Annotated in this window: 21 protein-coding genes; 9 read left to right on the top strand and 12 right to left on the bottom strand. The window is 70.7% G+C overall.

Annotated features, from left to right (window positions below):
• Window positions 1-162 precede the first annotated feature (162 nt).
• Window positions 163-846 carry an RDD family protein gene (locus tag WMF22_RS35820; protein WP_437301653.1) on the bottom strand — a complete coding sequence of 228 codons (684 nt, stop codon included), beginning with the start codon at window positions 844-846 and terminating at the stop codon, window positions 163-165.
• A gap of 271 nt (window positions 847-1,117) precedes the next feature.
• Window positions 1,118-2,704: a sigma 54-interacting transcriptional regulator gene (locus WMF22_RS35815; protein WP_437294444.1), complete on the bottom strand. Its 1,587-nt coding sequence runs from the start codon at window positions 2,702-2,704 to the stop codon at window positions 1,118-1,120.
• A 414-nt stretch (window positions 2,705-3,118) separates the two neighbouring features.
• On the opposite strand from WMF22_RS35815, the gene WMF22_RS35810 reads away from it, so the two are divergent.
• Complete coding sequence (locus WMF22_RS35810; protein WP_438032660.1) at window positions 3,119-4,348, top strand: serine hydrolase domain-containing protein; 1,230 nt, start codon at window positions 3,119-3,121, stop codon at window positions 4,346-4,348.
• Window positions 4,349-4,378: 30 nt separating this feature from the next.
• Here WMF22_RS35810 and WMF22_RS35805 read toward each other — a convergent pair whose 3' ends face one another.
• From WMF22_RS35805 to WMF22_RS35795, 3 genes are all read right to left on the bottom strand, one after another.
• On the bottom strand, window positions 4,379-5,341 hold the full coding sequence (locus WMF22_RS35805) for an NAD(P)-dependent alcohol dehydrogenase (protein ID WP_438032659.1): 963 nt from the start codon (window positions 5,339-5,341) through the stop codon (window positions 4,379-4,381).
• A gap of 60 nt (window positions 5,342-5,401) precedes the next feature.
• Complete coding sequence (locus WMF22_RS35800) at window positions 5,402-6,388, bottom strand: hypothetical protein (protein ID WP_437294441.1); 987 nt, start codon at window positions 6,386-6,388, stop codon at window positions 5,402-5,404.
• Window positions 6,389-6,500: 112 nt separating this feature from the next.
• Entirely contained in the window at window positions 6,501-7,235 is a 735-nt protein-coding gene (locus WMF22_RS35795; RefSeq protein WP_437294440.1) for an iron-containing redox enzyme family protein, read from the bottom strand.
• Between the two features lie 208 nt (window positions 7,236-7,443).
• Here WMF22_RS35795 and WMF22_RS35790 point away from each other — a divergent pair, with 208 nt between their 5' ends.
• From WMF22_RS35790 to WMF22_RS35755, 8 genes are all read left to right on the top strand, one after another.
• On the top strand, window positions 7,444-8,208 hold the full coding sequence (locus tag WMF22_RS35790) for a DUF1287 domain-containing protein (RefSeq protein ID WP_437294439.1): 765 nt from the start codon (window positions 7,444-7,446) through the stop codon (window positions 8,206-8,208).
• Between the two features lie 773 nt (window positions 8,209-8,981).
• Window positions 8,982-9,872 carry a hypothetical protein gene (locus tag WMF22_RS35785; RefSeq protein WP_438032658.1) on the top strand — a complete coding sequence of 297 codons (891 nt, stop codon included), beginning with the start codon at window positions 8,982-8,984 and terminating at the stop codon, window positions 9,870-9,872.
• A gap of 233 nt (window positions 9,873-10,105) precedes the next feature.
• Window positions 10,106-10,693 carry a dihydrofolate reductase family protein gene (locus WMF22_RS35780; RefSeq protein ID WP_438032657.1) on the top strand — a complete coding sequence of 196 codons (588 nt, stop codon included), beginning with the start codon at window positions 10,106-10,108 and terminating at the stop codon, window positions 10,691-10,693.
• Window positions 10,690-11,697: an RNA polymerase sigma factor gene (locus WMF22_RS35775; protein ID WP_437294436.1), complete on the top strand. Its 1,008-nt coding sequence runs from the start codon at window positions 10,690-10,692 to the stop codon at window positions 11,695-11,697. Before WMF22_RS35780 ends, WMF22_RS35775 begins: the two co-directional genes overlap by 4 nt.
• 47 nt (window positions 11,698-11,744) lie before the next feature.
• Window positions 11,745-13,013 (top strand): hypothetical protein, encoded by a 1,269-nt coding sequence (locus WMF22_RS35770; RefSeq protein ID WP_438032656.1) that lies wholly within the window; start codon window positions 11,745-11,747, stop codon window positions 13,011-13,013.
• A gap of 169 nt (window positions 13,014-13,182) precedes the next feature.
• Window positions 13,183-13,716, top strand: a complete 534-nt coding sequence (locus tag WMF22_RS35765) for a hypothetical protein (RefSeq protein ID WP_438032655.1) — start codon at window positions 13,183-13,185, stop codon at window positions 13,714-13,716.
• A 49-nt stretch (window positions 13,717-13,765) separates the two neighbouring features.
• Window positions 13,766-14,776, top strand: coding sequence for a cupin-like domain-containing protein (locus WMF22_RS35760; RefSeq protein ID WP_438032654.1), 1,011 nt, complete (start codon window positions 13,766-13,768; stop codon window positions 14,774-14,776).
• 144 nt (window positions 14,777-14,920) lie between these two features.
• Window positions 14,921-17,020: an ATP-binding protein gene (locus WMF22_RS35755; protein WP_437294432.1), complete on the top strand. Its 2,100-nt coding sequence runs from the start codon at window positions 14,921-14,923 to the stop codon at window positions 17,018-17,020.
• 41 nt (window positions 17,021-17,061) lie between these two features.
• Here WMF22_RS35755 and WMF22_RS35750 read toward each other — a convergent pair whose 3' ends face one another.
• The 7 genes from WMF22_RS35750 to tnpA all read right to left on the bottom strand — a co-directional run bounded on the left by WMF22_RS35750 (window position 17,062) and on the right by tnpA (window position 26,758).
• Complete coding sequence (locus tag WMF22_RS35750) at window positions 17,062-18,603, bottom strand: hypothetical protein (protein ID WP_437294431.1); 1,542 nt, start codon at window positions 18,601-18,603, stop codon at window positions 17,062-17,064.
• Window positions 18,604-18,642: 39 nt separating this feature from the next.
• Window positions 18,643-20,271, bottom strand: coding sequence for a hypothetical protein (locus WMF22_RS35745; RefSeq protein ID WP_437294430.1), 1,629 nt, complete (start codon window positions 20,269-20,271; stop codon window positions 18,643-18,645).
• Window positions 20,272-20,762: 491 nt separating this feature from the next.
• Window positions 20,763-21,983 (bottom strand): cytochrome P450, encoded by a 1,221-nt coding sequence (locus WMF22_RS35740; protein ID WP_438032653.1) that lies wholly within the window; start codon window positions 21,981-21,983, stop codon window positions 20,763-20,765.
• Window positions 21,984-22,423: 440 nt separating this feature from the next.
• Window positions 22,424-24,202 (bottom strand): RCC1 domain-containing protein, encoded by a 1,779-nt coding sequence (locus tag WMF22_RS35735; protein WP_438032652.1) that lies wholly within the window; start codon window positions 24,200-24,202, stop codon window positions 22,424-22,426.
• Between the two features lie 149 nt (window positions 24,203-24,351).
• Complete coding sequence (tnpC, locus tag WMF22_RS35730) at window positions 24,352-26,016, bottom strand: IS66 family transposase (protein ID WP_438032196.1); 1,665 nt, start codon at window positions 26,014-26,016, stop codon at window positions 24,352-24,354.
• Complete coding sequence (gene tnpB / locus WMF22_RS35725; RefSeq protein ID WP_437294488.1) at window positions 26,013-26,435, bottom strand: IS66 family insertion sequence element accessory protein TnpB; 423 nt, start codon at window positions 26,433-26,435, stop codon at window positions 26,013-26,015. The genes tnpC and tnpB overlap by 4 nt, the downstream gene beginning before the upstream one ends.
• On the bottom strand, window positions 26,429-26,758 hold the full coding sequence (gene tnpA, locus WMF22_RS35720; protein ID WP_437294489.1) for an IS66 family insertion sequence element accessory protein TnpA: 330 nt from the start codon (window positions 26,756-26,758) through the stop codon (window positions 26,429-26,431). The genes tnpB and tnpA overlap by 7 nt, the downstream gene beginning before the upstream one ends.
• Window positions 26,759-26,789: the final 31 nt, after the last annotated feature.

Below are 26,789 nucleotides of genomic sequence, written 5' to 3'. Positions count from 1 at the left end.
GGTAAAGGGGTTGAAGCCGCACGCAAACAGCGAGAAGTTGAGACGCCAAAAGACGCCAAGAGACACCAAAAGACGCCAAATTTTATTCTTTCTTGGCGTCTCCTGGCGCCTCTTGGCGTCTTTTGGCGTCTCATTTCTCTGGTTTCCAAGCTGATCGGTGCGCTAGGAGCGCCGATGGCGGACGCGTCCTCTGCGCCTCGCGGGCGAGTCCGGCCGCGCCCCATCGTCGTCCTCGTCCTCGTCCTCGTCTGCGTCAGCCGACTCGCGCTGCTTGGGCTGCTTGCGGATCACCTTCGTCCCGGCGATCATGTCGTGCAGGCAGCGGCGATCGCCCCGGAAGATAAAAAGAGCATCGATGATGGCGACAAGCCCAGCCAGCTGCCTCAGGCCCGGCACGTAGCCGAGCAGCCCGACCAGCCAGGTGCGCAGGAGGACCCCGTCGGCGAAGCCAGGCAGGCTGCCATTCTTCTTCACGATCTGGATGCCCGTCAGCCGCTTGCCGATGGACTGACCGCTGGTGCAGATAAGATAGGCCTGCACCGCCATGAGCGAGATCCATGCCGCTGTCGAGACGAGCTGCGCGGGGCTCGTGCCGAACATCCAGTACGGCGAGATCTCTTTGCCCTGCTTTGCCTGCTGCAGGAGGCCGCTGCTCGCAGCCTCCACGAGCGCCGGGAGAATCGCAATCATGGCGAGCACGCCGTCCACCATCGCGGATGCGAATCGCGTGCTTCGATTCGCCAGCTGCTCTGTGACCTCCGCCTCTCCTCCCGCTCGGATATCGGCGCTCGCGGTGGGAGGAGCGTAGGGATTGAGCGCCCTTCCGGGGACGTTCCTGCTGGCCATATAGCATGGGAGCACGCGCCAGACGCGCATGTCAACTCCGCGCGGCGCGAGCCATACGTGCGGAGCAGGGGCACCGATCACGTTGACCTGGCGTGAATAAGCCGTCTCGGACGTCCCAATTCGTGTCCGCTGCTTGGCGTCCGCGGCGCGCTTGGCGGTCCGAAATTCTGCTCGTGTCAGGTGGGGTCAACGCGTCTGTCGCTCTGGCTGCTTGATTCGTCCCCAGGAGTCGTCCGGCACCAGCATCGTCTCGCGGCCAGCGTCCCGCCGCTCAGGGCGACCGCTTCCGCGGCCGCGGGATGCCGTACTCGTCGATTCGGTTGATCAGCGTGCGCAGCGAGACGCCGAGGAGCTTGGCGGCGCGCGTCTGGTTGCCCGCGGACCGCTCGAGGGCCTCGACGACGCGCTGCCGGTCGGCGGCCTTCATCTCGAGCCGGAGCCTCGCCAGGGCGTCACCGCTCGGCGGCGGCGCGTCGGCCGGCGGCAGCCCGGCGCCGCTGGGCGGAGGCGGCGGCAGCGCGGCGCGGCCCGACGGGGGGGCGTCGCCGCTCGACGGGGGCGCGGCGCCGGCGGGCGGCAACGCGGCGCCGCTCGGCGGCAACGCGGCGCCGCTCGGCGGCAATGGCGGCGGCGGCGGCATGGTGCCGCTCGGCCGCGACGCGGCGCCGCTCGACGGGGGCGTGGCGCCGTTCATCAGGTGCGGCGGCAGATCGGCGGGCAGGACCGACTCTCCCGCGCACAGGACCGCCGCGCGCTCGATCACGTTGCGCAGCTCGCGCACGTTCCCCGGCCAGGCGTACGCCTCGAGGGCGGCGAGCGCCTCCGGCGAGATGCGCGGCGCGCCGCGCTGGTCGAGCTGCCGGCACGCCTCCTCGAGGAACCTGCCGGCGAGCGGGCCGATCTCGGCGACCCGCTCGCGGAGCGGCGGGACGACGAGGGAGATGCCGTTCAGCCGGAAGTAGAGGTCCTGGCGGAAGGCGCCGCGCGCGATCTCCGCCTCGATATCGCGGTTGGTCGCCGCCACGAAGCGGAGATCGAGCCGGCGGGGGGTGCGGCCCCCGATGCGGAGCACCTTCCGGTCCTCGAGGACGCGGAGCAGCTTCGCCTGGAAGGCCAGGGGCAGCTCGCCGATCTCGTCGAGGAACAGCGTGCCGCCGTGGGCCGCCTCGAGCAGGCCGGGGCGCGCGTGGCTGGCGCCCGTGAAGGCGCTCTTCTCGTGGCCGAAGAGCTCGCCCTCGAGGAGCGACGGCGGCAGCGCGGCGCAGTTCAGCTCGACGTAAGGCCCGCTCGACCGCGGCGAACGCGCGTGGAGCGTCCGGGCGAGCACCTCCTTGCCCACCCCCGTCTCGCCCAGGATGAGCACGCTGATGGGGCTCCGCGCGGCGCGGGCGGCCTGCTCGTAGAGCGCCAGCATCGCCGGGGCCAGCAGCACGATGTCCGCGGGCGGCTTTCCGCGGTCGGGCTCCTCGGCCGCCCCCGCGGGCGCGCGGCCGACGACGACGGTCGTCGCGCCGAGGTTGAAGCGCTCGCCGACGCCGATCTCGGCGCTCTCCCGCGAGAGGCGCCGCAGGCGGTGCGTGCGCGCCGTCAGGGCGCGGGCCTGCGGCTCGCCGACGAAGGTGCCGTTGGCGCTCCCGAGGTCCTCGATCCGGAGCGGCGGGCCGACGTGGAGGGCCGCGTGCCGGCGCGACACCGAGCGATCGTCGATCCGCACGTCGCACCCCTCGTCGCGCCCGAGGACGACGCGGCCGTGGGGCGGCAGCGGGGCGAAGGTGATCGCGCTGCCGGCCACGATCGCGAGCCGGAGCGTCGTCGCGCAGGAGCCCCGCACATCGCTGCCGGGAAAGCCTTCGTCCACGAGCACATCCTACGCGGCGCCGCGCGCCGCCGTGCGCTGGTTTGGCGTTGATCTGCACGAAGATTTGCACGAATCGTGCAAGACCGTGCAGAGCGCCGGGACCGCGCGGGCGATCGCGCGGCCGATCGTGCAGGCGGGTGCACGATCGGCGCACCGGTGCGCCGGCGCTCTCGCGCGGCGGCGCCGCGAATCGCTGGGTCCGCTGCCCGGCACGCCTCCTGCTGTCCCAGGAATTCGGGCGCTCGCGAGCGTCGATGGCGACCCCGGCGACGGCGCGCGAAAGCGCGCACGAGCGGGCTCTGCAGCGGCGCGACCCGGCCCCCCACGGATCACGGATCAGGAGCGAGCATGTGCACCGAGCATGGATTTTTTAATCGCAGGCGCCTTCTCCAGGGGCTGGGCCATACGGCGGCGGTGGCCGCGTTGGCGCCGGCGGTCCTGTCGGCCAGGGTGGCTGAGGCGCACGTCCAGACGACGTACGAGCGGCTCGTCCCTGGGCTGCCCGAGCGCGTCGGCCTGTGCTCGGAGCGCCTCGAGGACGTCTTTGCGCGCATCCAGCGACGGGTGACCGACGGCCTGTTCCCGGGCGCGGTCGCCCTGGTGGCGCGGCGGGGGAGGATCGTCGGGCACCGGGCGTTCGGCTCCCGGGTCCGCGGCGCGGACGAGCCGATGACGCTCGACACGCTGTTCGATCTGCTCTCCATCACCAAGGTCCTCGCGACGTCGACGTCGGCGGTGATCCTCGTGGAGGACGGCGTGCTTCGGCTGAACGATCGGGTGGCCGATTTCATCCCGGAGTTCGCGGCCAACGGCAAGCAGGCCATCACGGTGCGCGACATGCTCCGGTACACGGCCGGCTTGCCGCTGGACACCCCGTTCCTGGACGACCCGGACGCCGAGAGCGTCTGGCAGCGCATGGCGGAGGCGCCGCTCGAGTACGTCCCTGGCGCGCAGGTGCTCTACAGCGATCTCACCTACCGCCTCCTCGGGCGGGTGATCGAGGTCGCCTCGGGCATGGATCTCGACGCCTTCGCGAAGGCGCGCATCTGGGGCCCGCTCGGCATGAGCGACACGACCTTCAACCCGTCGGCGGCGCTCATCTCGCGGACCGCGGCCACGGGCTACTCCGAGCTCCGGGGGAGGGAGCTGCGCGGGGAGGTGCAGGACGAGCAGGATCACGCGCTCGGCGGGATCGTCGGCTGTGACGGCGTCTTCTCGACGGCGCGGGACATCGCGGTGTTCTGCCAGATGATCCTGAACGGCGGCAGGTACGGCGGCGCCCGCGTCCTGAGCCGCCAGGCCGCCGCCGCGATGGTGAGCAACCAGACGCCCCACGTGAAGGCGTCGGAGACCGACGTATCGCCGATAACGAACCTGCTGATGACGCCCAAGGGCTATGGCTGGGAGCTCGCGACCCACCGCTTCTCCAACGGCGGGTCGCGCCTCTCGAGCGGCTCTTACGGCAAGGCGGGCGGCACCGGGTGCTTCCTGTGGATCGATCGCCGCCGCGAGCTGATCGGGGTGATCTTGACGAACCACGGCCTGCCGACGCCGTTCGACGAGATCGGCTGGAACCGGATGCTCGACGCGGTCGGGAACGGGGAGTTCTTCGACGGGATCGTCAACGCCGTCATCGACGACTGATCCCGGCGCCGGTCGGTACGGGGGGCGCCGTCACACGGTGATGACGATCTTCCCGCGCGCTCTCCCCTCGCCGAAGTAGCGGAACGCGTCGGGGACCTCGTCGAGCCGAAAACAGCGATCGATGACGGGGCTCAGCTTGCCCGCCTGGAACAGCTCCCCCAGGGCGGCGAGGTCGTGGTTCGCCTTCGCTGCCAGGAGGCGCATCTTCTTTTGCTCGCTCCTCGATATCCACGGCCCGACGAGCAAGAGCTGAACGATTCGACCGATGGAGCCCCCGAGCATCACGTAGGTCCCCCCTCGGTTCAGCGCGCGCGCGTAATCGAACATCGAGCGGTGCGCCGCGGCGTCGAGGATCAGATCGTAGGTCTTCCCGCCGGCCGTGAAGTCCTCTCTCGTGTAGTCGATGACCTCGGCCGCGCCGGCCGAGCGCATCGTCTCCAGCTTCTCCGTCCGGTCCACGCCGGTGACCTCGGCGCCGAGCGACGTGGCGATCTGGATGGCGAAGGTGCCGACGCCGCCGCCTGCGCCGTTGATCAAGACCTTCTGCGCGGGCCGGAGCCCTCCCTCGTCGCGGAGCCCCTGGAGGGCCATCGCGCCTGCCTGAGGGAGGGCCGCGGCTTGCTCGAACGTCATCCCGGCCGGCTTGGGCGCCAGCGCGCTCTCGCGGGCGCGCGCGTACTCGGCGAAGCCGCCCCAGCCACACTGGCAGAGATCCCCGAACACCTCGTCGCCGGGCCGGAGCCGGGTCACGTTCTTGCCGACCGCCTCCACCCGACCCGCGATGTCCGCGCCCGGGACCTGGTGCCTGGGCCTGAGCAGCCCCCAGAAGCGAAACAGCACCGGCGTCCCGGTCACGAGATCCCAGTCCCACGAGTTCACGGAGGCCGCGTGGACCCTCACGAGGACGTCGTCGTCGCCGAGCTCGGGTTTCGGGATCTCCTCGAGCCGCAGGACGTCGGGTGAGCCGTATCGGTCGTAGACAATCGCCTTCATCTCGTCTCCGCGGCGTCCCCGCGGCCCCTCAGGCTCACCCGAGCGCCGCGCGGCGCGGCCTCACTTGCCGCAGCCGACGCGCTCGGAGTGGAGCGCGAGGTCGTCGTACCACATCGTCTTGGCTCCGCCGTGGTACTTCTCGAACCCGAACTTGAAGAGCTTGTAGTCGTACGGGCCCCAGTCCGTGACGTGCAGCGCGTTGACCTCGGCGCCGTCCACGAACACGCTCACCGAGCGGCCCGGCCCGTCGTAGTGGAACTCGAGGCAGTACCAGGTGTTCGCGACGAGCTTCACGCCGCCGCTGCACATGTACATTCCGCCGTTCGAGAGCATCTCCTTGTCGTCGCTCCTGCGGTTCAGCTCGAGCTGACACTGGTGCTCGCCGATGCGGATCTGCTCCCCGTTGTTGGGATCCCCGTTGCCTTCCGCGGCCGCGACATACGTGTTGTGGCCCATCTGGATGTCGGTGGCGCTCTTGAGGTAGATCCTGCCCCAGAAGTTGCTCGGCACGGCCACGCCGAGCATCTGGCTGAAGTCCGTGCCCGTGACCTTGACGGAGCGCGTGCCGCTGTGACCGGTGCTGTCCAGCGTCACGAACTCGCCCATCCTCTCGCGCAGGTACTCCGGGAAGAACTGGACCTCGGAGGGCAGCGAGCCGCCCTCGAAGTCGGAGCAGAAGATGCTGCACCCGCCGGGATCCGTGCCGCCGGTCGCCGCCGTGCTGGTCGTCGTGTCGCCGGCCCCGGTGCTCGTGGCGGTCGTGGTGACGTCGCCTGAGCCGCTGCTCGTGGCGCTGCTGCTGGCGGCGCCGCCCGAGCCGTTGCTCGTCGTCGCGCTGCCGCTGCCGCTCGTGGCGCCGCCGCCGCTCGTGGCGCCGCCGCTTGTCGCGCCGGGGCCGGCGGAGGTGCTCCCGGGGCCCGGGCCCGCGGCGTCGTCGCTCGACCCGCCGGCGCCGCCGGCCCCGGAGCTGGATTCGCCGCCGCACGCGGCCACGGACGCGAGCGTGTACATGGCAAAGAAGGCAAAGGAACGAGCCGAGAAGGACATACGGGGAGATCTCCTCAAGAAACGGGCGCAGAACGGCCCAAGCGATGCGCGCGATTCTATCAGTGAACGCCGCGCGTGTCAGGCAGAACCGGAGGAGTGCGCCGAGGCCAGCTCAGGCCTGCCGGAGCCCCATGGCGCGCGCGACTCCATCCCGGTACGAAAGCCAGGCCGCGTGCGCCGCGGCCACCGCCGACGCGACAGCGTCCGCCGTCGGGCCCTCGTCCGGCGCGTGCCCCAGCACCATCTCCCACGCGTCCCGCCGGTGCCCTCCTTCGACCGCCCGGTGCGCCCTCGCGAGGCGCATGCGCTCGGGCGGACACCCGTAGTGCCGCACCATCGGGTGCGCGCGCAGCGCCTCCTCGATCGGCGGCGCCTCGCGCTGCCCGAGGAGCTCCGCGCGCTCGTGCACGCTGCCCTCCACGAAGATCGTCAGCACCGCCGCGCCCACGACCCACGGCGGCGCCGCGCTCGCGCGGTCGAGCAGCGCCCGGTAGGCGTGGGCCTCGGGCTCGAGCGGGATCGACTCGTCCTCGATGGCCGCGCGCGGGATGCCCAGGCCGTCGATCATCTCCAGGAAGAGCGCCGGGTGCGACACGCCCAGCGAGAGCTTGCCCGTCTGCTCTTCGAAGAGGTTCTCGGCGAGGGCGCTGCGCACCGCGGCCGGCGGCGACTGGCCGAGCACGCGCGCGAGCAGCACCGGGAAGTCGCGCACGTAGACCCGGAATTCGTGCCTGAAGTGAACCGCGAGCTGGTCTCGCGTGAGGCCGGGGCCGGTGAGGTGCGCCCAGGCCCAGTGGTTCTTGCGGTCCATGATCGCGAGCAGGCGTTCCTGAAGACGACGCGTCATGCGGCAGCTCCTCGGCAAGGGGTGAGCCTTGGTTGTACAGCACCGACGGCGTCTGCCCAGCGCCGTCGTCGCAGGTCGCGCGGAGGGCGGCGCGCCGCCAGGGCGGGGTGGGGTGGGGCGGGGCGGGGAGGGGAGGGAGAGATCGAGAGCCTGGCGCGCTCGTGCGCCGTCCTTGTCACAGATCGCCGGCTCCGGCCGATGACGCGCCATGAGCTCACGTTCCTGGGGATTCGTCGCCGCGGTCACCCTCCTGGCCTGTGGCTCGCAAGGGCCTGCTCCGCGCGAGAGCCGCCACGCGTCGGCCGCTGGGCCTGGACGCGCGGAGTCGCCCGCGCCGCTCCCCGCGCCCGCGCCTGAGCCTGCTCCGGCGCCTCCTGCCGAGCCCGCCATCGCACCCGCGTCCGCCGATTCGATCGTTGCCCGCGCGCGCCTCGAGGTCGCCCGTGGCGTCACCTACGATCCAGCGTGGGTCGCGATCGGCTACCCCAACGGCGATCCGGCCCCCGATCGCGGCGTCTGCACCGATGTCGTCGTCCGCGCCGTGCGCGCCGCGGGCGTCGATCTCCAGGAGAAGATCCACCAAGACATCCTCGCGCGCCGGGCGGTTTACACGACGGTCGAGCGTCCCGATCGCAACATCGATCATCGCCGCGTCGGTCCGATGCTTACCTACCTGCGCGCCCACGCCACGTCGCTCCCCAGGACGTTCGACAAGGCCGCGATGAGCACCTGGGAGCCTGGCGATATCGTGGTCTGGGCCCTCAAGCCGTGCCCTTCGTGCGCGCCGGATCACGTGGGCATCGTCAGCGATCGCAAGGGGCCGCGCGGCCTCCCGCTCGTCCTCCACAACATCGGGCCGACGCCGAGCGAGGATGATGTGCTCGACGCCTGGACCGTGCTCGGCCACTTCCGGATCCGCGGGGCGGCGACGCGGGAGGGGGTCGAGCAAGCTCGTCTCGGCTCCGGCCCGTGAGCGGTGCACGGCGGGCCGAACCTGGGTTGGCTAGCTCAACATGGGGTCGGGTCGCTCCGCCGTTGTGTACGCCTGTGCCGGATGCGTTGGCTTCTCCGGGTACAGCTGCCGCATCTTTCCGCCCGCTACTAGCCTTGTTAAGTAGTGGATCCGGAGCGTATCCGCCGTTCGTCCCGCGAGGTCTGCTAGTTCTTCCAGGGTCAGTGATCGTCCACGGCAGAGTTCAAGCAGTACGGCCTCCATCTGGGAAGGCTCGACGCGCCGCTTCGTACGTATTGGCATGGCAATTTTCTGTAGGTCCTGGAATTCAGTGGCGCTACGTTCGGAGCTCGTGGCGCTATGTACGGAGCTGGCGTCGCTATGTACAGAGCTAGCGTCGCTATGTACGGAGCTGGCTTTGCGGAGCGATCCGAACCTGGGTCCGGTCGCCCCGCCCAACCTGGGTCGGGTCACCTGACACATCGAGCCTCGTCCCTGCCGACGATCCCGAGGCGTGAGTTCACGTTGTTATCGGTGAAGGGGGGCGGATTCGATGGATTGCCGCTCGAGGGCTTCGCTCCGTACCCCCGGCGAGGCATCCTCACCTGGAGCAACAGCGATTGTCCGTGCGGCGTGACGCTGCCTGACGGGAGTATCGTTGGGCGGGCGCGCCATGGATCGGGGCATGGCAGCGGCCGCCGTCCGCCATGGCGCCGCCACCCCCTGAGGTGGATCTCTCCTCGCGTTTTCCCGTCGTTTCGTGTCGGCACGGGGTGTGCTCGAGACCGAGCGTCATGCCGACGCTCGAGCACAACGCCCTCGTCGAGATGTTCCGTGAGCACCCCGAGCTCGCGCCCCACTGGCTCGCGACGCTCTTCCGCCTCGAGGTGCCGCCACACACCTCGGTCGGAGTCGTCGAATCGTCGCTCGACCAGCTCCTCCCGGTGGAGTTCCGCGCTGATCTGGTGCTCGAGCTTCGAGACGCGAGCGGCGCGCTCGCGCTGGCGATCGTCATCGAGGTCCAGCGCGACATGGATCCAGACAAGAAGTTCTCGTGGCCGACGTACGTCACGGTCGTGCGTGCCAGGAAGCGCTGCGGCACGGTCGTCCTCGTGATCGCGCCGGGCGCCGGGGTGGCCGCCTGGGCGGCGGAGGACATCGACCTCGGCCTGGGCCTCGGCCACGTCGAGCCGCTGGTGCTCGGTCCGGCCGTCGTCCCCGAGATCACCGACCCAGCCGACGCGGAGAAGGACGCCGAGCTGGCCGTGCTCTCGGCGGTGGCGCACGGCAATGGGCCGAGCGGGCTCACCGTGGTCAAGGCCGCGCTCGTTGCGCTTGGGCGGCTCGACCAGGAGCACGCGATGGTCTACTTTCAGGTCATCTGGAGCGGGTTGCGTGAGCCCATGCGGCGGGCTCTGGAGGCGTTGGTCATGGAACGGCAGATCGAAGACGAGGCGAGGTTTCCGTTCGTGCGGGAGCTGATGGATCGCAGCAAGCTCGCGGGCCTGCGTGAGGGCGAGCTCAAGGGCAAGAGGGACACGCTGCTGCGGCTGCTGGCGCGTGCAGACATCGCGCTCACCGAGAGCGAGAGCGCTCGCATCCAGGCGTGTACGGACATTGCGACCCTCGACCGCTGGATTGATAACGTCCTCGGGGCGAAGACTGCCACCGAAGTGCTCTCCTGACCGTTGACGGATGCGGCCCAAACAAGGCGATGCGTCCGACGGGCTCTGCACGCTGACGATTGCCAGGCTGTGAGGGGCCTATCGTACCGGGCGCGGCTCTCCTCGATGGGATGGCGCACCCGCGAGGTCATGCCCGTTCGGGTCGGGTCGCCCCGGGTCGGGTCGACTCGGGTCGGCGCGATCATTTTCGCCGTCCCCCGTATCCTTCCGGCCGCGCCGTTCGTCGGTGGGCCATGACGACGACAACCCCGACCGAACGACGCCTCTACGTCTCCATGATCACGTCCCTCGACGGCTACATCGAGGGCCCGGGCCGCGAGCTCGACTGGTTCCAGGACGGCAACCCGCAGTTCGAGCGGTACTGCGACGAGATGATCGACTCCGTCGGCCTCGCGGTCTACGGGCGCACCTCCTACGAGCTCATGCTCCAGTACTGGCCCGACGCCGAGGCCCACCCGCGCTCGCCCCAGGACCTCGCGTTCGCGCGCAAGATGAACGCCCTGCCCAAGGTGGTGCTGTCCCGGACCCTGACGCACGCCGCGTGGGCCAACACCCGCGTGGCCCGCGGCCCCGAGGAGATCGCCGCGCTCAAGCGGCAGCCCGGCAAGCCGATCGTCGCCTGGGCCGGCGCCGCCCTGGTGTCGACGCTGATCGAGCACCGCCTCGTCGACGAATTCCGCCTGATCGTGCACCCCGTGGTGCTCGGCGGCGGGACGCCGCTGTTCGCGCGCCGCGACACGCGCCTTTCGCTGCGGCAGATCCGGACCCAGAACCTGGGCGGCGGGCTGTCGGTCCTGTGCTACGAGCCTGTCTGGTCATGAGCGACGAGCCGCGCGACCTCGGCGAGCTGAGCAATGACGTGAAGGCGTCATGGCAGCGGTTCCTCGACGTGTTCGAGCCGCTCCGGCCCGAGCTGTACCGCTACTGCCGCTACCTGACCCGGAGCCCGTGGGACGCCGAGGACCTGGTGCAGGACACCATGGCCCGCGGCTTCGTCACGCTCGGCACCCTGTTCCACGAGCTGCCCAACCCGCGCGCGTGGCTGTTCCGGGTGGCGTCGAACCTCTGGATCGACCGCGCCCGGCGGCAGCGGCTCGAGCGCGACGCGCTCGGCGAGCCCGCGGCAGCACACCCAGCGCCAGGGCACGCGCCCGATGAGCGGGCGTCGCGCGAGGCCGCCGGCACCCTGGTCGCGCACCTGTCGCCCCAGGAGCGCGCGGCGGTGGTGCTCAAGGACGTGTTCGATTTCTCGCTCGAAGAGGTCGCCGCGTCGCTCTCGACCTCGGTCGGCGCGGTCAAGGCGGCGCTGCACCGCGGCCGCGGCAAGCTCGTGGCGCCCGAGGCCGACGAGCCCCGGGCGCCCGCGCCGGGTGTGCTCGACGCCTTCTGCGCCGCCTTCAACGCCCGCGACCTGCCGGCCCTGACGTCGCTGCTCCTCGACAGCTCGATCACCGAGATCGTCGGCGTGGTGACCGAGTACGGACGCGAGCCCCCGGCCGATCCGCGCACCGGGTCGTTCGTCGGCAGCCTCTCGCCGATCACGACCACCGACGCCGGCGGGGTCGATGCCCGTCACCTGGTCGGCTACCTCGGCGGCCCGCCGCGCTGCGAGGTGCGCGCGCACCGCGGCGAGCTCTTGCTGCTCTTCTGGTTCGATCACGACACAGGACCGGCGGTGCGCACCGTCTGGACCGTCGAGACCGACGGCGAGCACCTCGCCCGCATCCGCAACTACTTCTTCACCCCCGATGTGATCGCCGAGATCTGCCGCGAGCTCGACGTGCCTTTCCGCACGAACGGCTACCGCTACTGGATCCACGGTTAGCGACCTCGCCGTAACGTGCTGGAGATCGCCCCGACAAAGGGCGCAGAATGGCCCTGGCGATGGGGGCGACCTCCGGACCTGCTTTCGAGTTCACGAGCTGCCGGCTCGCGGCGCGCCACGAGGGCCTCGGCCGCATCTTCGCGGGCCTCGCGCTGCTCGCGATCGCGGGGCCTTTCCTGGCCAGCGTGCTCGCCGTGATCCTCGCAAGCGCGCTGGGCGAGCCGAGCCTCCGCGGGTTCGCGCTCAGCGCCCTCGCCATGACCGTGCCCGGCGTGGTCGCCGCGCTGGGCCTCTCCCTCGCGAGCGCCCTGGCCCTCACCACCGGCATCCGCTGGAAGCGGCCGGTCCGCGTGACCGCGGACGCGGCCGGGCTGCGCTTCGCCTTCGGCTCCGTGGAGCGCTCGATCCCGCGCGCCGAGATCCGCTCCGGCATGGTCCTGTCGGATCTGCGCGTCCGCGTCGAGCTCCGCCTGAGCCGCGGGCGGGTGATCGATGTGCAGGTCGCGCGGGAGGAGGAGGGCGCGCGCCTGCTCGCGGCCCTCGGGATGGGCCCGACGGAGCGGCGCGTCGCTGTCTCGCTCGGCAGCGTCCACCGCGAGCTCGCGGCCGGCTGCGTCGGTCTGCCGGTCTTCATGATCCTCTGGCTCATCGTGATCGCGGCGATCGCCCTGCCGCTGCAGGCCTCTCGCAGCGCCGGGCCGATCGTGGCGTGGTTTGCCCTCGCCCTGGCGTCGACGTGGCTCCTCCGTCGCGCAGCGCGCCGCACCCAGGTCGTGGTGGGCACCGACGGCGTGCGCATCGATCGGCCCTTCTCGTCCGTCTGGGTCCCTTACGCCGAGCTCAACTCGGTCGGGATGCGCGGTGATCGGCTCGTTCTCTCTCGCCGAGGCGGCGGCATCCCGCTCGTGCTCCGGACGGGGGAAGCCCTGACCGAGGCGCTCGCGCAGCGCATCCGCGATGCGCACGAGGGGGCCGCCGCCGCCGGCGCGGCGCCGCGCGGCGCCGAGGCGCTGGAGCGGCGCGGCCGCGACCTCGCGGCCTGGCGCGAGGACCTCCGCAAGCTGCTCGCCGCCGGCGACTACCGCGCCGCCAGCCTGACCCCCGAGGACGCGCTCCTCGCCCTCGACGACGTGAGCGCCCCGCGGGATCGCCGGGTGGGCGCCGCCCTGCTCCTTCGCGTCGCCGGGCACCCCGAGGCGCAGGAGCGCATCCGCGTCGCCGCCGGGGCCACCGCGGACGATGCGCTGCGCGCGGCGCTCGAGCGCGCCGCCGAGGACGAGGTCGACGAGGCGGCGCTCGCGCGGGCCTTGCGGTGAGCCGCGCGCTGCTGAGCCACTCTGGGCCACGCGCGACGGGTGCGTCGGTGGGCGCTGTAGAAGGCGAGATCTTCAGGGAGTTCCGGCGGTAGCGAGATGGCACATGTCCTGCACGCTGCGCTGAGCGGAGGTGTTCATGTCACGTGACTTTCTTTCGGACGATGCAGCCTTGTTATCGCCGTTGCCCACGCCGCCGCCTCGGACGGCGGCCCTGGTGCAGCGGGTGTCTCGAGCGGCTGTAGCGGCGGCTGCCGTCTTCGTTGTCGCCTGTGGTCCTCCGGGCGTCGACGAGGGCCACGACCCGGGCGATCAAGGCGAGATCATCCCGCCGATGCCGCCGCCGCCTCCGGACGAGGAGATCATCCCGCCGATGCCGCCGCCGCCTCCGGACGAGGAGATCATCCCGCCGATGCCGCCGCCGCCTCCGGACTGCGAGGGCGGCGAGATTGTCCCGCCGATGCCGCCGCCGGACGGGGAAGAGGGGGAGATCATCCCGCCGATGCCGCCGCCGGACGGGGAAGAGGGGGAGATCATCCCGCCGATGCCGCCGCCGCCGGACGGGGAAGAGGGGGAGATCATCCCGCCGATGCCGCCGCCGCCGCCGCCTCCGGGCGAGGAGATCATCCCGCCGATGCCGCCGCCGCCGCCTCCGGGCGAGGAGATCATCCCGCCGATGCCGCCGCCTCCTCCGCCGTGCAAGTGAGGCGTTCGATCGTCGCACCGTTGCGCTCCCCAACATCGTGAGGTCGAAGATGGGCGAACAGGAACGTGAGCTGGAGGTTGCGCCCGAGTGGTGGCGCTGGGCCACGGAGAACCTGCTGCGCGGCGTGCCCGAGGGCCAGATCTCGGAGCAGCTCCAGGCGGCCGGCGTCAGCCGCGCGCAGGCCGGAGAGCTGCTCTCGGCCATCGTCCGTTCGCCCATCTTCGTCGCCGCTCGGCCCTTCGCCAGGTCGGCGCGGCGGCACGAGATGCTGGCGCGGCTCCAGCAGAGAATGGCGTCGGTCGCCTGCGATCCGACGGGGATCCCGCGGCGCTCCGGCGTGTCTGGCGAGGAGCTCCGCGACGTCTATGTCGCCGGCAACATCCCGGTCGTCCTGACCGACATTGTGACCCGCTGGCCCGCCTTCGGCCGGTGGACCCCGGCGTACCTCTCCGAGCGCTTCGGCGATGTCGTCGTCGACGTCACGACAGGACGCCAGAGCGATCCCGACTACGACATGCACGCGGCGCGGCACACCGAGAGCACGCCGCTGCGCGACTTCGTCGCGCGCATCGCCGGCGCCGCGCGCGAGGAGACGAACGACTTTTACATGGTCGCCAACAACCGCGTCCTCGAGCGGACGAGGCTCGGCGCGCTGCTGGACGACGTGGTGCTCCCGGACGGGTACTGCGCCGCGCAGCGGCTGCTGGGCGCCTCGGCGCTGTGGCTCGGCCCTGCCGGGACCGTCACGCCGCTGCACTACGACACGTCCAACATCCTGTTCGGGCAGGTGTACGGCAGGAAGCGTTACCGCATGATCGCGCCGTTCGAGACGTCGCTGTTCGACGGCGCACGCGCGATGTACGCCGATCGGGATCCGGAGAAGGACCCGATGGCCCCGGTGCTCGTGAAGGACGTCGTGCTCGAGCCGGGCGACGCGCTCTTCATCCCGGTGGGCTGGTGGCACCACGTCCGCGCGCTCGACGCCAGCATCAGCCTGGGGATCAACAGCTTTCCGTTCCACAACAACTTCGACTGGTACCGGCCGAGCAACATCGGTTAGCGAAACGCTCGGAAATTCTGCGAAATGTGGATGCTCGAGCTCGGCGAGCGTCGCCGTGGCGCCGTGCCTGCCGAGCAGTACACTGCACGGTGAAGGCAAAGGGGGGTGGCTCGAGGAAGCCCTCGGCGCCGCCGATGGGTACACGTGCCGCCCAACGCGAAATTCGCTCTTGCGGCCGAGACGCCCGGGCAGGCGCGAGCCGGACACGCGCACCTGAGGATCCTGGCAAAAGCCGCGAGTCGGCTCGTCCTCTGCGACGAGCCTTCGGCGCTCCTCGGATCCCTCTTCGAGGAGCTGGCGAGCGACCTCGGCGTCGAGCTCTACTTCAATTACATGATCGGCGACGAGCCGAACACCCTCGTCCTCGAGTCGGCCGCGGGCATCTCGCCCGAGGACGAGCAGCGATATCGGACGATCAGGTTCGGCCAGTTCATGTGCGGGACCGTGGCGGCGACCCGGATGCCCCTCATCGCCTTCGATCTCCAGCGCTCGACCCTCGAATGCGGGTCGGAGCTGAAGAAGGCGGGCGTGCAGGCCTATGCGGGATATCCGCTCATCTCGCACGACCGGCTGCTCGGGACCCTGGCCTTCGCCACCAGCAAGCGCTCGCACATGAACGCCGACGAGCTCTCGCTCATGCAGACGCTGAGCGTGCAGGTGGCGGCCGTCCTCGAACGCAATCGCCTCTGCCGGAGCTTGCGGGCGAGCGAGCAGGCCGCGCAGCGCCACCTCGCGCTCCTGCAGAACGTGTACTCGACGGCCCCCGTCGGCCTCTGCTTCCTCGACCGGGATCTCCGGTACGTGAGCGTCAACGAGACGCTCGCGCGCATCACCGGCCGGCCCATCTCCGAGCACCTCGGCCGCGCGCTCGGCGAGTTCATCCCCGAGGCGACGCCTTTCAAGGACCTCTGCGAGCGTGCCCTCGAGACGGGGCAGGAGGTGACGAACTGCGAGCTCCGGGTCGCGCGGCCCGAGGGGGACCACGATTGGCTGGTCAGCGTCCACCCCGTGCGCGACGAGGCGGGTACGATGCTCGGCATCAACGTCGTGGTGCAGGAGGTGACCGAACGAAAGCGGGCCGAGCAGGCGCTGCTCGAGAGCGAGCGGGCCCTCCGGGAGGCCGATCGCCGCAAGGACGAGTTCCTGGTGATGCTCGCCCACGAGCTGCGCAATCCGCTCGCGCCCATTCGCACGGCCATTCAGGTCCTCGACATCACCGGCAGCGACGCGCCCGAGGCCGCCCGGACGCGCGAGATGATCGCGCGCCAGGTGGCGCACATGGCCCGGATGATCGACGATCTGCTCGACGTGTCGCGGGTCGCCCAGGGCAAGATCGAGCTGCGAAGAGAGCCCTGTGATCTCGCGCGGATCGTCCGTCAGGTCACGGACGACTATGCGCCGGTCTTCGGGGGCAACGGCATCGAGCTTCTGGTCTCCCTGCCGGACGAGCCGGTCTGGACGTCAGGCGATCAAACGCGCCTCGCGCAGGTCATCGGCAACCTCCTGCACAACGCGCTCAAATTCACGGACGCGGGGGGCCGCGTGGTCGCCTCCCTGGAGACGGATCCGGCGACGAACATCGCGGTGATCGTGGTGGACGATTCGGGGATCGGCATGGATCCATCGATGATCCCGCGCGTCTTCGAGACCTTCAGCCAGGCCGACAGCAGCCTCGATCGACGGCGCGGCGGCCTCGGCCTCGGGCTCTCGCTCGTGCACAGCCTGATCGCGATGCACGGCGGATCCGTCGAGGCCCACAGCGAGGGCCCAGGGCGCGGATCGACCTTCCGCGTCCGGTTGCCGCTCTGCACCGCGCCAGCTCGTTCCACCCGGCGGCAGGAGCCCGTCCGGCCCGCGACCGCGTCGCGGGAGGGGTCGCTCCGGGTGCTCGTGGTCGAGGACAACCACGACACGGCGGACATCCTCAAGCAGTTGCTGGCCCTCCTCGGGTATCAGGCCGAGGTCGCGTACACGGGCCCCGCGGGGCTCGCCATGGGGCGCACGCTCGCGCCCGACGTGGTGCTCTGCGACCTCGGATTGCCGGGGATGGATGGGTATGCCCTCGCGCGGGCGCTGCGCGCCGATCCCGCCACGGCGCGGGCCTACCTCATCGCTCAGACCGGGTACGGCCACGCGGACGATCGCCGCCGCGCGCGGGAGGCGGGGTTCGATCTGCACATGACGAAGCCGATCGATCCCATCGAGCTCGAGCGGGTCCTGTCCTCCGTCGGCGCCCGCGCTTAGCCAAGACGTCTGCAAGCCAGTCGTGACGCCGGGCGCTGTTCCTACTCCGGAAACCGAAGCGTCTTGACGGAGTTCCCGTCCTCCCCCGTGATCTCGTCGCCAGACCAATCCCAGCTCACGCCGCCCTTTCCCGGCGGTCCGAGGGCGTACGTGACCCCCTCGAGTGTGAGCTGGTCCTCGTCGAGGTAGGCGATGCCGATCGAGTCGCCGCCGCGCCCGGGGCCGCCGTAGCCGCCGTCGCCTCCTCGGCCGCCGTTGCCCCCTTCACAGGACCACGTGCCGTCCCCCACGGCGCCGCCCGGCGCTCCTCGACCGCCTTCGCCTCCTTGCTCGGGCGGCCCACCGTCGCCGCCAGGCCCCCCGGCCTCCGTCGTGATCATGCTGTCGCGCACCGTCAGCTTGGCGTGGAGCGCAACGATCCCGATCGTCGGGTAACCGTTCTCGCCCCCTCGGCCGCCTCGACCGCCACACCCGCCGGCGGCTCCAGAGCCGCCGGCGGCGCCTCCCTTGGAGGCCTTGCCGCACGCGGAGAGCCCCCCTCGACGGCCGCCCCCTCCGCCGCCGCCTTGGCCCGGCATGCCCCTGCTGCCGTCGCCTGCCCAATCGCCCTCCCATCCCGTCTCGCCTATGCGCCCGATGCCCTCGCCGGCTGCTCCGACCGTACCCGAGGCGCCGTAGATCCCGTAGAACCCCGGCTCGCAGTTGATCCCTGGGACATCCCCGTCGCCTCCACGTCCGTCGATCGGGTCTGATGTCGCGTTCGGTTGCCCGTCGTCCCCGTCGCCAGCGCCGTCGGGAAGCCCGTCCCCTCCCTTCCCGCCGATGCTCGGGATTCCGCCGTCGCACGGATTCACCACCGCCGGGCCGCCGGCGACGGTGGTCGCCGAGCAGGCGTCTCGCCCATACTGCCCATCAGGTCCTGCCGCTGCCTCATTCAGCCCGGACCATTGCTTGCCATCTTGGCCTTCCCCTCCACCAGACGAGCTAAGCTCGCTCCGGAGGAGCTCCACGGCCGTGTTGGAGCGGAGAAGCATCCCGATCCGCCTGCTCGCCCACAGACGCATGTCGATGATCGTCGATACCCCGTCCGCGGCGCCCGTGTCTCCGTCGCTCGCCGGTACGACGGTCAGGAGGATGTCGCTCTCACCCGAACGCTGAAGGACGGAGCGCGTGTCGGGCTGACGCCTCCAGCTCACGCAACCGAACCCACCGATGAGATCCACGCCGGAAGGCAGCGTCAGGGGCCCGAAGAACCCATCGGCGCATGCGAACACACGCCCTCGGCCGGTACGCGCGAGCTCAACGCCGCGCTGCAGCGTGCGGACCGGCTTGTCTTTCGTCGTTCCGGGGTTCGCGTCGTCGCCGCTGCCCCAGACACCGCCCACGAACACGCCGCAGCCATCTTCCCAGACATCGGCGGCGAGACGCTCGAGACAGAACGACTCTGACGGCGGTTCGTCTTGACACGATGAGCTGCCGTCGCACGCCGTTCCGCCAGGCTCGTTGGGGCCCGGTGCGGTGCCGCAGCCGGCCACGACGAGCAGCAGCGCAGGGGACAGATAGGTCACTCGTGTGGTTCGCATCGTTCTTCCTCGATGGTTTGTCGGACGTGGGGCGGCCATTCAACGGGGCGGTTCGGGATTGGGCACATCGAATTGACGATAAGGCATGGAGTCGCCGTTCTCGCCCTTCCCCACGTCGAAACCAGGTACTGCATTGCCTGCGAGGCCACCCTTGCCGTAGCCTCCGAACTGTACAGGGACGTCCGGCCCGAAGGCCACGTAGGCGCTGTGAGCTGCGATGCCATAGGAGGACCCCCCGAGGCCGCCGCCGGCATCACCGCCGCGTCCGCCGTCGCCTCCTGCTCCCCCGTCGCACGCGGGCCACATCTCACTGTCACCCGGAGGGCGCTTTCCACCATTGCCACCCGCTCCACCGCCGCCGCCAGGTTGGCCCGTTCCGCCGACCCCGCCGTTGCCGCCGTTGCCGGTAGTCACCCGAGTCGCCCCGAGCGTCACCGCGCTCCCCTGCAGCGCAACAACGCCGATGCTCGACCCGCCGTAGCCGCCGCCTTTGCCCCCAAGGCCACCGCAGCCGCCACTGCCCCCTGAGCCGCCAGCCGCACCGGCCTGAGGGCGGTCAGCTGGACACGCCGCCATCGGGCCGAGCGAGCTACTGCCGCCGCCACCGCCACCTCCTTGACCTATGCCGCCCTTCTTCCCGTCCTCTCCGCGAATGCCAATCCAACCGTCTTCGGTGAGGTACCCTATGCCAGCCGCTCCGCCAGCGCGACCACCGTCAGCACCCGTTGCGCCACGTTTCCCTTCGCTGCATCTCGTCATGTCCGCGCCGAGCCCTGCGCGGCCCCAATCGTCATCATTCCCCATGGGCGCCGGCTGCCCCGGAGCGCCATCGGCCCCCGACTCTAGCCCACCGTCGCCCCCGTAGCCTCCAGTGGACTCGATGCCGTCGTCGCACGCGGTCACGACTGGCAGCGCCCCCGTCGCGGAGTCCGCAGTGCAGGCGGACGCGCCGTCGTTCCCCTCCAGGCCGTCCTTTGCCCGGACGCTAAGAGCGTCATCTCCTGGCTCCCCGTCCTTGCCGTTGCCTGCGACGAGCGCGCTCGCCCGCACTGTCGCCCTAGCCCCAGGGCTCACGATCATCGCGATCGACGACTTGCCATCGTCCGCGGACGCATCCGCTGCCTCGACGTGCACGCCGAAGACCGTTGACGTCGCGCCCTGTGCTTCTCCCGTGATCACCCGCAGCGGGATCCCCATCGGCGGAGCGATGATCGTCGGGTGATTCGGTCCGCCGAACGACCCATCATACGACCAATCGTCGCCAAGTTCGCAGAGACGCCCGCCCCACAGGTCGACACCCGAGGGCAGCGTGATCGCCTCCTCGAACGCGCCACCGCACGCGTATACGCGTCGGGTCGGCGGCTCGCCGTGGCCTCGTCCGTGTGTGGCGAGGCCGATCGCATGTTGCAAGGTCTTCACCGGCGCGCCCTTCGTACCGGCGCTGTTGTCGTCGCCCTGCTCGCTGACGAACACCCCGCATTCCTCGAGCGCCATCGCCGTGGCTGGGTCGCCGTCACAGAGAGACTTCGGTGGTGTGAGGCAGAGGCGTTCGTCGTAGCAGCTATCGTCGTAAGCGCACCCGGAGAGGGCGCCCGCGCCGACGGTGGAGAGGATGCCTACGGTGAGAAGCAGCCGCATTCGTCGCGGACCGTCGCCGTGCTTGAACATCGTCCGCGCTGGCCGGGCGCGTGGGTGCTGTCGCGACCCCGAGCGCAAGAACAATCGAGAGTGAATCGCGATGCGACGCATCCAGTCACGCTAGTGATGCCGTCCGCTTGGCGTCAACCGACAGAAATCGCCAGATTCGATTCGTTTTGGTGAGAATTTTCGGTCGGTCGATTGAATGTACTCAGCCGTTTGGTAGGCCTGGCCAAATGTGGCCAATAGTCCTACTTTTGGTTATGGTGTCCGACCGAAATTGCGCGTCGGCTCATTTCTGTGAAGCGTTTCGACCCGCTCAAGTGTGCTGCGTACCGTGGACAAGTCAGCGACCGTCTCCCCCGGCTTCGAGCTCTTCTGGCGCCTCGATCAGCGCCGCGGGGTGCCGGCGCGAAACGCCGAGGATGTCGCGATCCGATGCCCAATGAGCGCGGATATCGCCGGGCAGAGCGGCAGCTCGGTCCCGCGGGGATCGTGGAGACGGGTCGAGTCCGCCCGCTTCAGGCTGCGGGGAAGCGAACGCGCAGCGAGCTCGGCCCGCGGTCCTGCAGGTTCGAGCCGGCGTAGCTCAACGTCGGTTCGGCGAGCTCCCAGCGCGGCAGCGAGAGCAGGGCGCGCACCGACTCCTCCACTTCCATCCGGATGAGCGGGGCGCCCGGGCAGTAATGAGCGCCGCTCCCGAAGGTCAAATGCCGGCTCTGCTGCCGGGTGATATCGAAGCGGTCCGGCTCGGCGAACAGCCCGGGATCGCGGTTCGCCGCGGCGATCATCGCGAAGACGAACTGCCCCTCGGAGACCCTGGTGCCCCGGATCTCCGTGTCCCTCGCGCACATGCGGCTGAGGGAGAGCACGGACGGCTCGAAGCGCAGGCTCTCCTCGACCGCGCCGCGGACGAGGCCTGGCGCCTCCCGGAGCTTCGCGAGCTCGGCGGGGTGGTTGAGGAGCGCGAGCACGGTGTTCGCGATCTGGTTCACGGAGGTCACGAACCCCGCGGCGACCATCTGGAAGCATTGCAGGGCCGCCTCGCCCGCGAGCTCGGTGTCTCCGCCTTCTGCCTCGATGAACCTGCTCGCGACGTCTTCGCCCGGCGCCTTCCGGCGCTCCTCGACGAGCCGCATCATGTAGTCGACCATGTCGCAGCAGCTCTGCTTCACCGCCCGCTTCTGCTCGTCGGAGGTGACCCCGCCGCCGGCGAGCTTCAGGAGGTCCGTCGACCATCTCATGAACTGCGGCCGATCGGCCTCGGGTATCACGAACATCTCGGCGAGCGTGTTGAGCGCGACCGCCTCGGAGAACGCCGAGACGACATCCATCTCGCCGTCGCGCCGCGCCTTCTCGGCGGCGCGCTGCACGAGCCCCACGACCCGCGGGCGCATCCACTCGACGGCCGACGGCGAGAACCCTTTCATGATGAGCTGTCGAAGCTTCGTGTGGCGCGGCGGGTCCTGAAAGAAGGCGAGCCGCGACAAGGAGTCGAATGTTTTCTTCGAGAGATCGTCCTCGCCGAGCATGCCCAGGCTGCCGAGGATCGCCGTCGCCCGCCGCGCGGTGAAGCTCGGGTCCTTCACGAGCCCCTCGATATCGGCAGGAGCGGTGATGAGGAAGCACTGGAGCGGCTCGAAGAAGTAGACAGGCGCCTCGGTGCGGAGCCGATCGAGCGTCGGGAAGGGATCGGCGAAGAAGCGCTCGCTCGTGAGGTCGAAGCCAGAGGTGACGGCCATGGTCCTTCTTTCCTTAGTGGCGCTCGTGGCGCGGCGGACATCCACGGCCAGGCTAGGGTATCGCCACGCCGCCGTGAAGCGCCCCGCCCGCGCGTCGATCGCCGCGCCACGGCGGCCGAGGTGGGCGCGCGAGGCTCCGTGCAGAGCGCCCTGCCAGGCGTTACCGGTGGCAACGCTGCCGACACGGCGCGCAGAGCCATCGCCGAGCTGAGCAGGGAGCTCGGCGCGGATCACCCGACCACGGTGGACGCCACTTTCAAGCTCCAGGCCCTCCTCGAGCGGCCGAGCTGACGCAGAGCGGCCGAGCCTCGACGAGGACCAGCACACGCTGGCGGGCCTCCCGTTCGACGTTTGGCGCGCTGGGGATCAGGCGCAGAATAGGCCTGAAGCGGTCGATTACGCGCCCGCGCGCAGCGCCGGGAACGGAACGGCGGCCGCGCTCACCAGTACGGCCACACCTCCACCGGGACCCCCACGGACGACCCGGTGTGGTGGTCGCCGAGCTGCCCGCTGTCGTTGTCGCCCCAGGCCCAGCGGGTCCCGTCCGCGCGCAGCGCCAGCGCGTGCGCGTCGCCCGCGGCGATGGCGGTGATCTGGTCGAGGAGCACGGGCACCGGGGCGGCCTGCGGCTGCGACCACGGAGGATACGTCGGGTTGCCGAGCTGCCCGCTCGCGTTGCTCCCCCAGGCCCGGGCGGTGCCGTCCGAGCGCAGCGCCAGCGAGTGCCACCTCCCCGCGGCGATCGCGGTCACGCCGTCGAGGCTCGCGACGGGCACCGGCACCGGGCTGCTGGCCTTGGCGCCCTGGCCGAGCTGCCCCTCGGAGCCCTCGCCCCAGGCCCGCACGGTGCCGTCCGACCGCAGCGCCAGCGAGTGCCAGGTCCCCGCGGCCACCGCGATCGCCCCGTCGAGCCCGGAGACGGGCACCGGGACCGCGCTGTCGGCCGACGCGCCGTCGCCGAGCTGCCCCTCGGAGCCCTCGCCCCAGGCCCACACCGTGCCGTCGGCGAGCACGGCCAGCGAGTGGAGGTCGCCCGCCGCAATGGCGACCACGCCGCTCAGGCCGGGCACGGGCGCCGGGGTCGCGCGCCAGCCCAGCAAGCCGTCCCCGAGCTGGCCGACGGAGCTATCGCCCCAGGCCCACACGGTGCCGTCCGACCGCAGCGCCAGCGAGTGATATTGCCCCGCCGCCACGTCGATCACCTGGTCGAGGCCGGGCACCACGACGAGATCGGGAAGGGTCGTCATGGTCCCGAGCTGGCCGCTGGTGTTGGTGCCCCAGGCCCGGACGGTGCCGTCCGCGAGCAGGGCCAGCGAGTGCGCCAGGCCCGCAGCCACGTCGGTCACGCCGCTCAGCCCGTCGACGAAGAACGGATCCGGATACAGCCCGGCGCTCTGGTAGGCGCTGATCTGGTAATCGGCGTTGTCGCCCCAGCCCCAGACCGTGCCGTCGGAGCGCAGGGCCAGCGAGTGCGCGCTCCCCGCCGCCAGCGTCACCGGCGCGCAGGCGGGGTTGACCAGCCCGTCGCAGTTCTCGTCCTGGGGGCTCGTGCACCACTCCACCTCGTCAGGCACCTGCTGGCCGGTGCACCAGCCATAGCTCGTGCCTTGCGCGTTGCAGGTGCGCACGCCCGCCTGGCAGACGCCCACGCCCTCGGTCCCCGCCGGGCCCTGGTAGCACGGCACGGTCGACCCCGGGACGCAGACGCACCCCGCGCCCTCCTCGTTCGCCCGGCCGTCGCAATCGTCGTCCGCGGCGCTCGTGCACGCCTCGGCCGAGGGCAGCACCTCGCCCGTGCAGGCCCCATAGCCCGTCCCCAGCGCGTTGCAGGTCTGCGTGCCCGCGTGGCAAGCGCCCACGCCCTCGGTGCCCGCGGGGCCGCCATAACACGGCGCGGTCGAGCCCGGGACGCAGACGCACCCCGCGCCCTCCTCGTTGACCTGCCCGTCGCAATCGTCGTCCGTGACCGTGTCGCACGACTCGGCGGCGGGGAGGACCTCGCCGGTGCACGGGCCATAGCCCGAGCCCAGCGCGTCGCAGATCATGGTGCCCGCCGCGCAGGCGCCCACGCCCTCGGTGCCGGCCGGGCCGGTGTAGCAAGGCGCCGGGGCGCCCGGCTGGCAGAAGGTGCTGGGCCCTCCGCCGCCCCCCTGCCCGCCGGCCCCATCGCCGCCTTGCGCGCCGGCGCCGCCTTGCGGTAACCACCCGGCCATCGCCATGGGCACGGCCCCTTGCGGCTCTCACCGGGGTCGACGATGCTGGGCGCGGGGCGGCGTCGGTCCACGACTCGGCGCGGGCACAGGCGGTTCTGCACGGGGGGCCCGCCGAGGTGGCCTCCGCCTGCGTCGCCGGCCGAAGTTCGCGTTGTTCAGGTCGCGCCGGCGTCGCCGGCGCTCGGAGCAGCGCGCGACGATCTCGCCCATGCGTCGGGCAGCAACTCGTCCAGCCGGTCGCGCGGCCAGCCCGCCTGCAGCTTGCCGATGACGTCTGTCGCCCAGGCGAGCGGGTTGACTCCGTGCATTCGACACGAGCCGAAGATCGTGTAGCCGATGGCCAGGCGCTGAGCGCCCTTATCGGAGCCCGCGAACAAGTAGTTCTTTCTTCCGAGGGCTACACGTCTTAGCTGCCGCTCGACCTCGCCGTTGTCTATCTCAAAGCGTCCATCCGTGAAGCAGCGCCGCCACGCTGCCTCCTGGTTGATGGCATACTGGGTAGCCATGTAGAGCGGTGTGCCTGGCACGAGCCGCAGGTGCAGCTCGTGAATCCACTGATACAGCTCGTCCACAACGAGGAGCGACCGCTCCTGCCGGTGCGCCAGGCGCGCCTCCGTGGACAGCGCCTCATCTTTGCAGGTCGCCTCGATTCGGTAGATGGCCTTGAAGTACGAGAGCGCTACCGCCGCTCGCGCGTCGCCGCCCTTGGCCGCCTTCTCGAACTTGGCGCGGATGTGCATCCCGCAGCCGAGCCGACGCTCCTCGGGCACGATCATCTCGCCGTCGTCGCCTCCGCGGAGCATCGCGCCATAGCCCGCGTATCCATCGCCCTGCAAGTAGCCGGTGAAGCCCTGCAGCAGCGCGGCTGGATGCTTCGCCTTCCAGTCCGGTGCGTACAGGAACGCGACGAGATCCGCGCCGACAAAGGCCCAGATATGGCCTCGCTTCACCCCCGACGGATGATCTCGATCCAGCACCCGCATCCCCGTGTCGTCGGCGCGCAGATAGAACGAGTCCAGCACCCGCTCCCCGAGCCTCTCGGCCACGGGAGCGAGCACATCGAGCGCGAACGCGGACCAGTCTCCCAGCGTCGACGGCGACAGCGACACGCCGAAGCGCGCGTACTGCTGCGTCTGCCGGTACAGCGGCATCGAGTCCTCGAACTTCTCGACAAGGATGCTGGCGAGCAGCCCCGGTCCTGGGCGCCCTCGGTCCATCACCTTCTCGCTGTCCGCCGTCGTTACGCCCTGCTCGGGGCAACGCGGGCAGGCGAGCTTCTCCCGCTTCTCCTCGATGATCTTGAACTGCGCCGGCACGAACTCGAGCACTTCGCTCGTGCGATGGCCAATGCACTTCTTGTCCGCGCCGCACTGTGGGCACGTCCGCTCCGCCTCGGGGACGGGCACCATGCGCGTCTCACGCGGCAGGTGCTCGGGAAGTGGCGCGCGCCCGCCCCGTCCTCGCGGCGGCTTCGGCGGCTCAGGGGGTTGCGGCACCAGCCCCTGCTCCGGCTGCGGCGGAGCGTCCGCGCCGGGCTCCGAGCCCGCCGCCCCCGGCGGCGCTTCCGCCCCGAGCTCGGCGAACATCAGCATCAGCTGCTCGGTCGAGACCTGCTGGCTCTTGCGGCCGTACAGCTCGCGCAGCGCGCTCGCGAGCCTCGCCGAGAGCGCGGTGTTCTTGTCGCGTAGCTGGACCAGCAGCCCGAGCACCAGGTCGATGAGCTCCGGAAGCTGCCCGGCGGCCGCCAGCTGCTCGAGCTTGCGCCGCACATCCGCCAGATCGGCGGGCAGTTGTGCCTGGGACTGAAGAGGACTGGTCACGTGGCGCGGGGGATAGCTATCCCCCGCGCATCCATCAAGCTTTGCTTCGACGGAGCAATTTTTCTCACGCTGGGCCTCCAGCGCTTGCGCCGCACGGCCTCGGACAGGTCGAACCCTTCGAGCATCAGCGACAGCTCGGCCGCATCGACCTCAACGTGGGTGGTCCCCTTGGGCAGGTCGCGGGCGAGATGGAATCGCCCGCGGGCCAATTTCTTCGCCACGATCATGTAGCCAGTGCGGTCCCAGAACAAGACGCGCATCTGGTCACCTCGCCGATTCCTGAACACGAACAGATGCCCACAGATCGGATCGGCTCCGAAGCGCTGAGAGACCAAGGCCGACAGCCCATCAAAGCTCTTGCGCAGGTCCGTGGGCTCGGCTGCGATGTACACGCGCACCGACGGCGGCAGCGTCAGCACGGCGTCTCCTCGGCCGCGAGCGCCAGGACCCGCTCGAGCGTGGCCGGGTCGAAGCCCGGCCGGACCCGCACCACCCGCCCGTTGGGCAGCGCAATCTCGATCGGCTCCGGCGCGACGACCGATGCGTCCGTCACCACGTGGACCGGCAGAAAGCGCGGCGCTTCGGTCAACGACGACGGCGAGGGCTGGTCAGCTCGCAGCTTCCAGCGCCACCAGTACAGCTGCTTCGGCTTGTACCCTTCGCGCCGCGCGAACTTCTCGGCGCTCAGCCCGCTGCGCTCCCATCGCTCCACCCGCTCGGCCCACTCCACCCTCGTCGCCATCGCTTCCTCCTTCGTCGCGATGGGAACTGGT

This window comes from Sorangium sp. So ce204, from assembly GCF_051526795.1.
GTDB lineage: Bacteria > Myxococcota_A > Polyangia > Polyangiales > Polyangiaceae > Sorangium > Sorangium cellulosum_B.
This window is presented reverse-complemented; position numbering and strand designations above follow the sequence as displayed.

Bases quoted from the DNA above. Each gene is read 5' to 3' on its own strand.
- tnpA (WP_437294489.1), bottom strand. From the start codon at position 26,758: ATGGCGACGAGGGTGGAGTGGGCCGAGCGGGTGGAGCGATGGGAGCGC.
- WMF22_RS35770 (WP_438032656.1), top strand. From the start codon at position 11,745: ATGGCCCTGGCGATGGGGGCGACCTCCGGACCTGCTTTCGAGTTCACG.
- WMF22_RS35780 (WP_438032657.1), top strand. From the start codon at position 10,106: ATGACGACGACAACCCCGACCGAACGACGCCTCTACGTCTCCATGATC.
- WMF22_RS35820 (WP_437301653.1), bottom strand. From the start codon at position 846: ATGGCCAGCAGGAACGTCCCCGGAAGGGCGCTCAATCCCTACGCTCCT.
- WMF22_RS35745 (WP_437294430.1), bottom strand. From the start codon at position 20,271: ATGTTCAAGCACGGCGACGGTCCGCGACGAATGCGGCTGCTTCTCACC.
- WMF22_RS35740 (WP_438032653.1), bottom strand. From the start codon at position 21,983: ATGGCCGTCACCTCTGGCTTCGACCTCACGAGCGAGCGCTTCTTCGCC.
- WMF22_RS35795 (WP_437294440.1), bottom strand. From the start codon at position 7,235: ATGACGCGTCGTCTTCAGGAACGCCTGCTCGCGATCATGGACCGCAAG.
- WMF22_RS35760 (WP_438032654.1), top strand. From the start codon at position 13,766: ATGGGCGAACAGGAACGTGAGCTGGAGGTTGCGCCCGAGTGGTGGCGC.
- WMF22_RS35785 (WP_438032658.1), top strand. From the start codon at position 8,982: ATGCCGACGCTCGAGCACAACGCCCTCGTCGAGATGTTCCGTGAGCAC.
- WMF22_RS35750 (WP_437294431.1), bottom strand. From the start codon at position 18,603: ATGCGAACCACACGAGTGACCTATCTGTCCCCTGCGCTGCTGCTCGTC.
- WMF22_RS35800 (WP_437294441.1), bottom strand. From the start codon at position 6,388: ATGTCCTTCTCGGCTCGTTCCTTTGCCTTCTTTGCCATGTACACGCTC.
- WMF22_RS35805 (WP_438032659.1), bottom strand. From the start codon at position 5,341: ATGAAGGCGATTGTCTACGACCGATACGGCTCACCCGACGTCCTGCGG.
- WMF22_RS35735 (WP_438032652.1), bottom strand. From the start codon at position 24,202: ATGGCGATGGCCGGGTGGTTACCGCAAGGCGGCGCCGGCGCGCAAGGC.
- WMF22_RS35790 (WP_437294439.1), top strand. From the start codon at position 7,444: ATGAGCTCACGTTCCTGGGGATTCGTCGCCGCGGTCACCCTCCTGGCC.
- WMF22_RS35775 (WP_437294436.1), top strand. From the start codon at position 10,690: ATGAGCGACGAGCCGCGCGACCTCGGCGAGCTGAGCAATGACGTGAAG.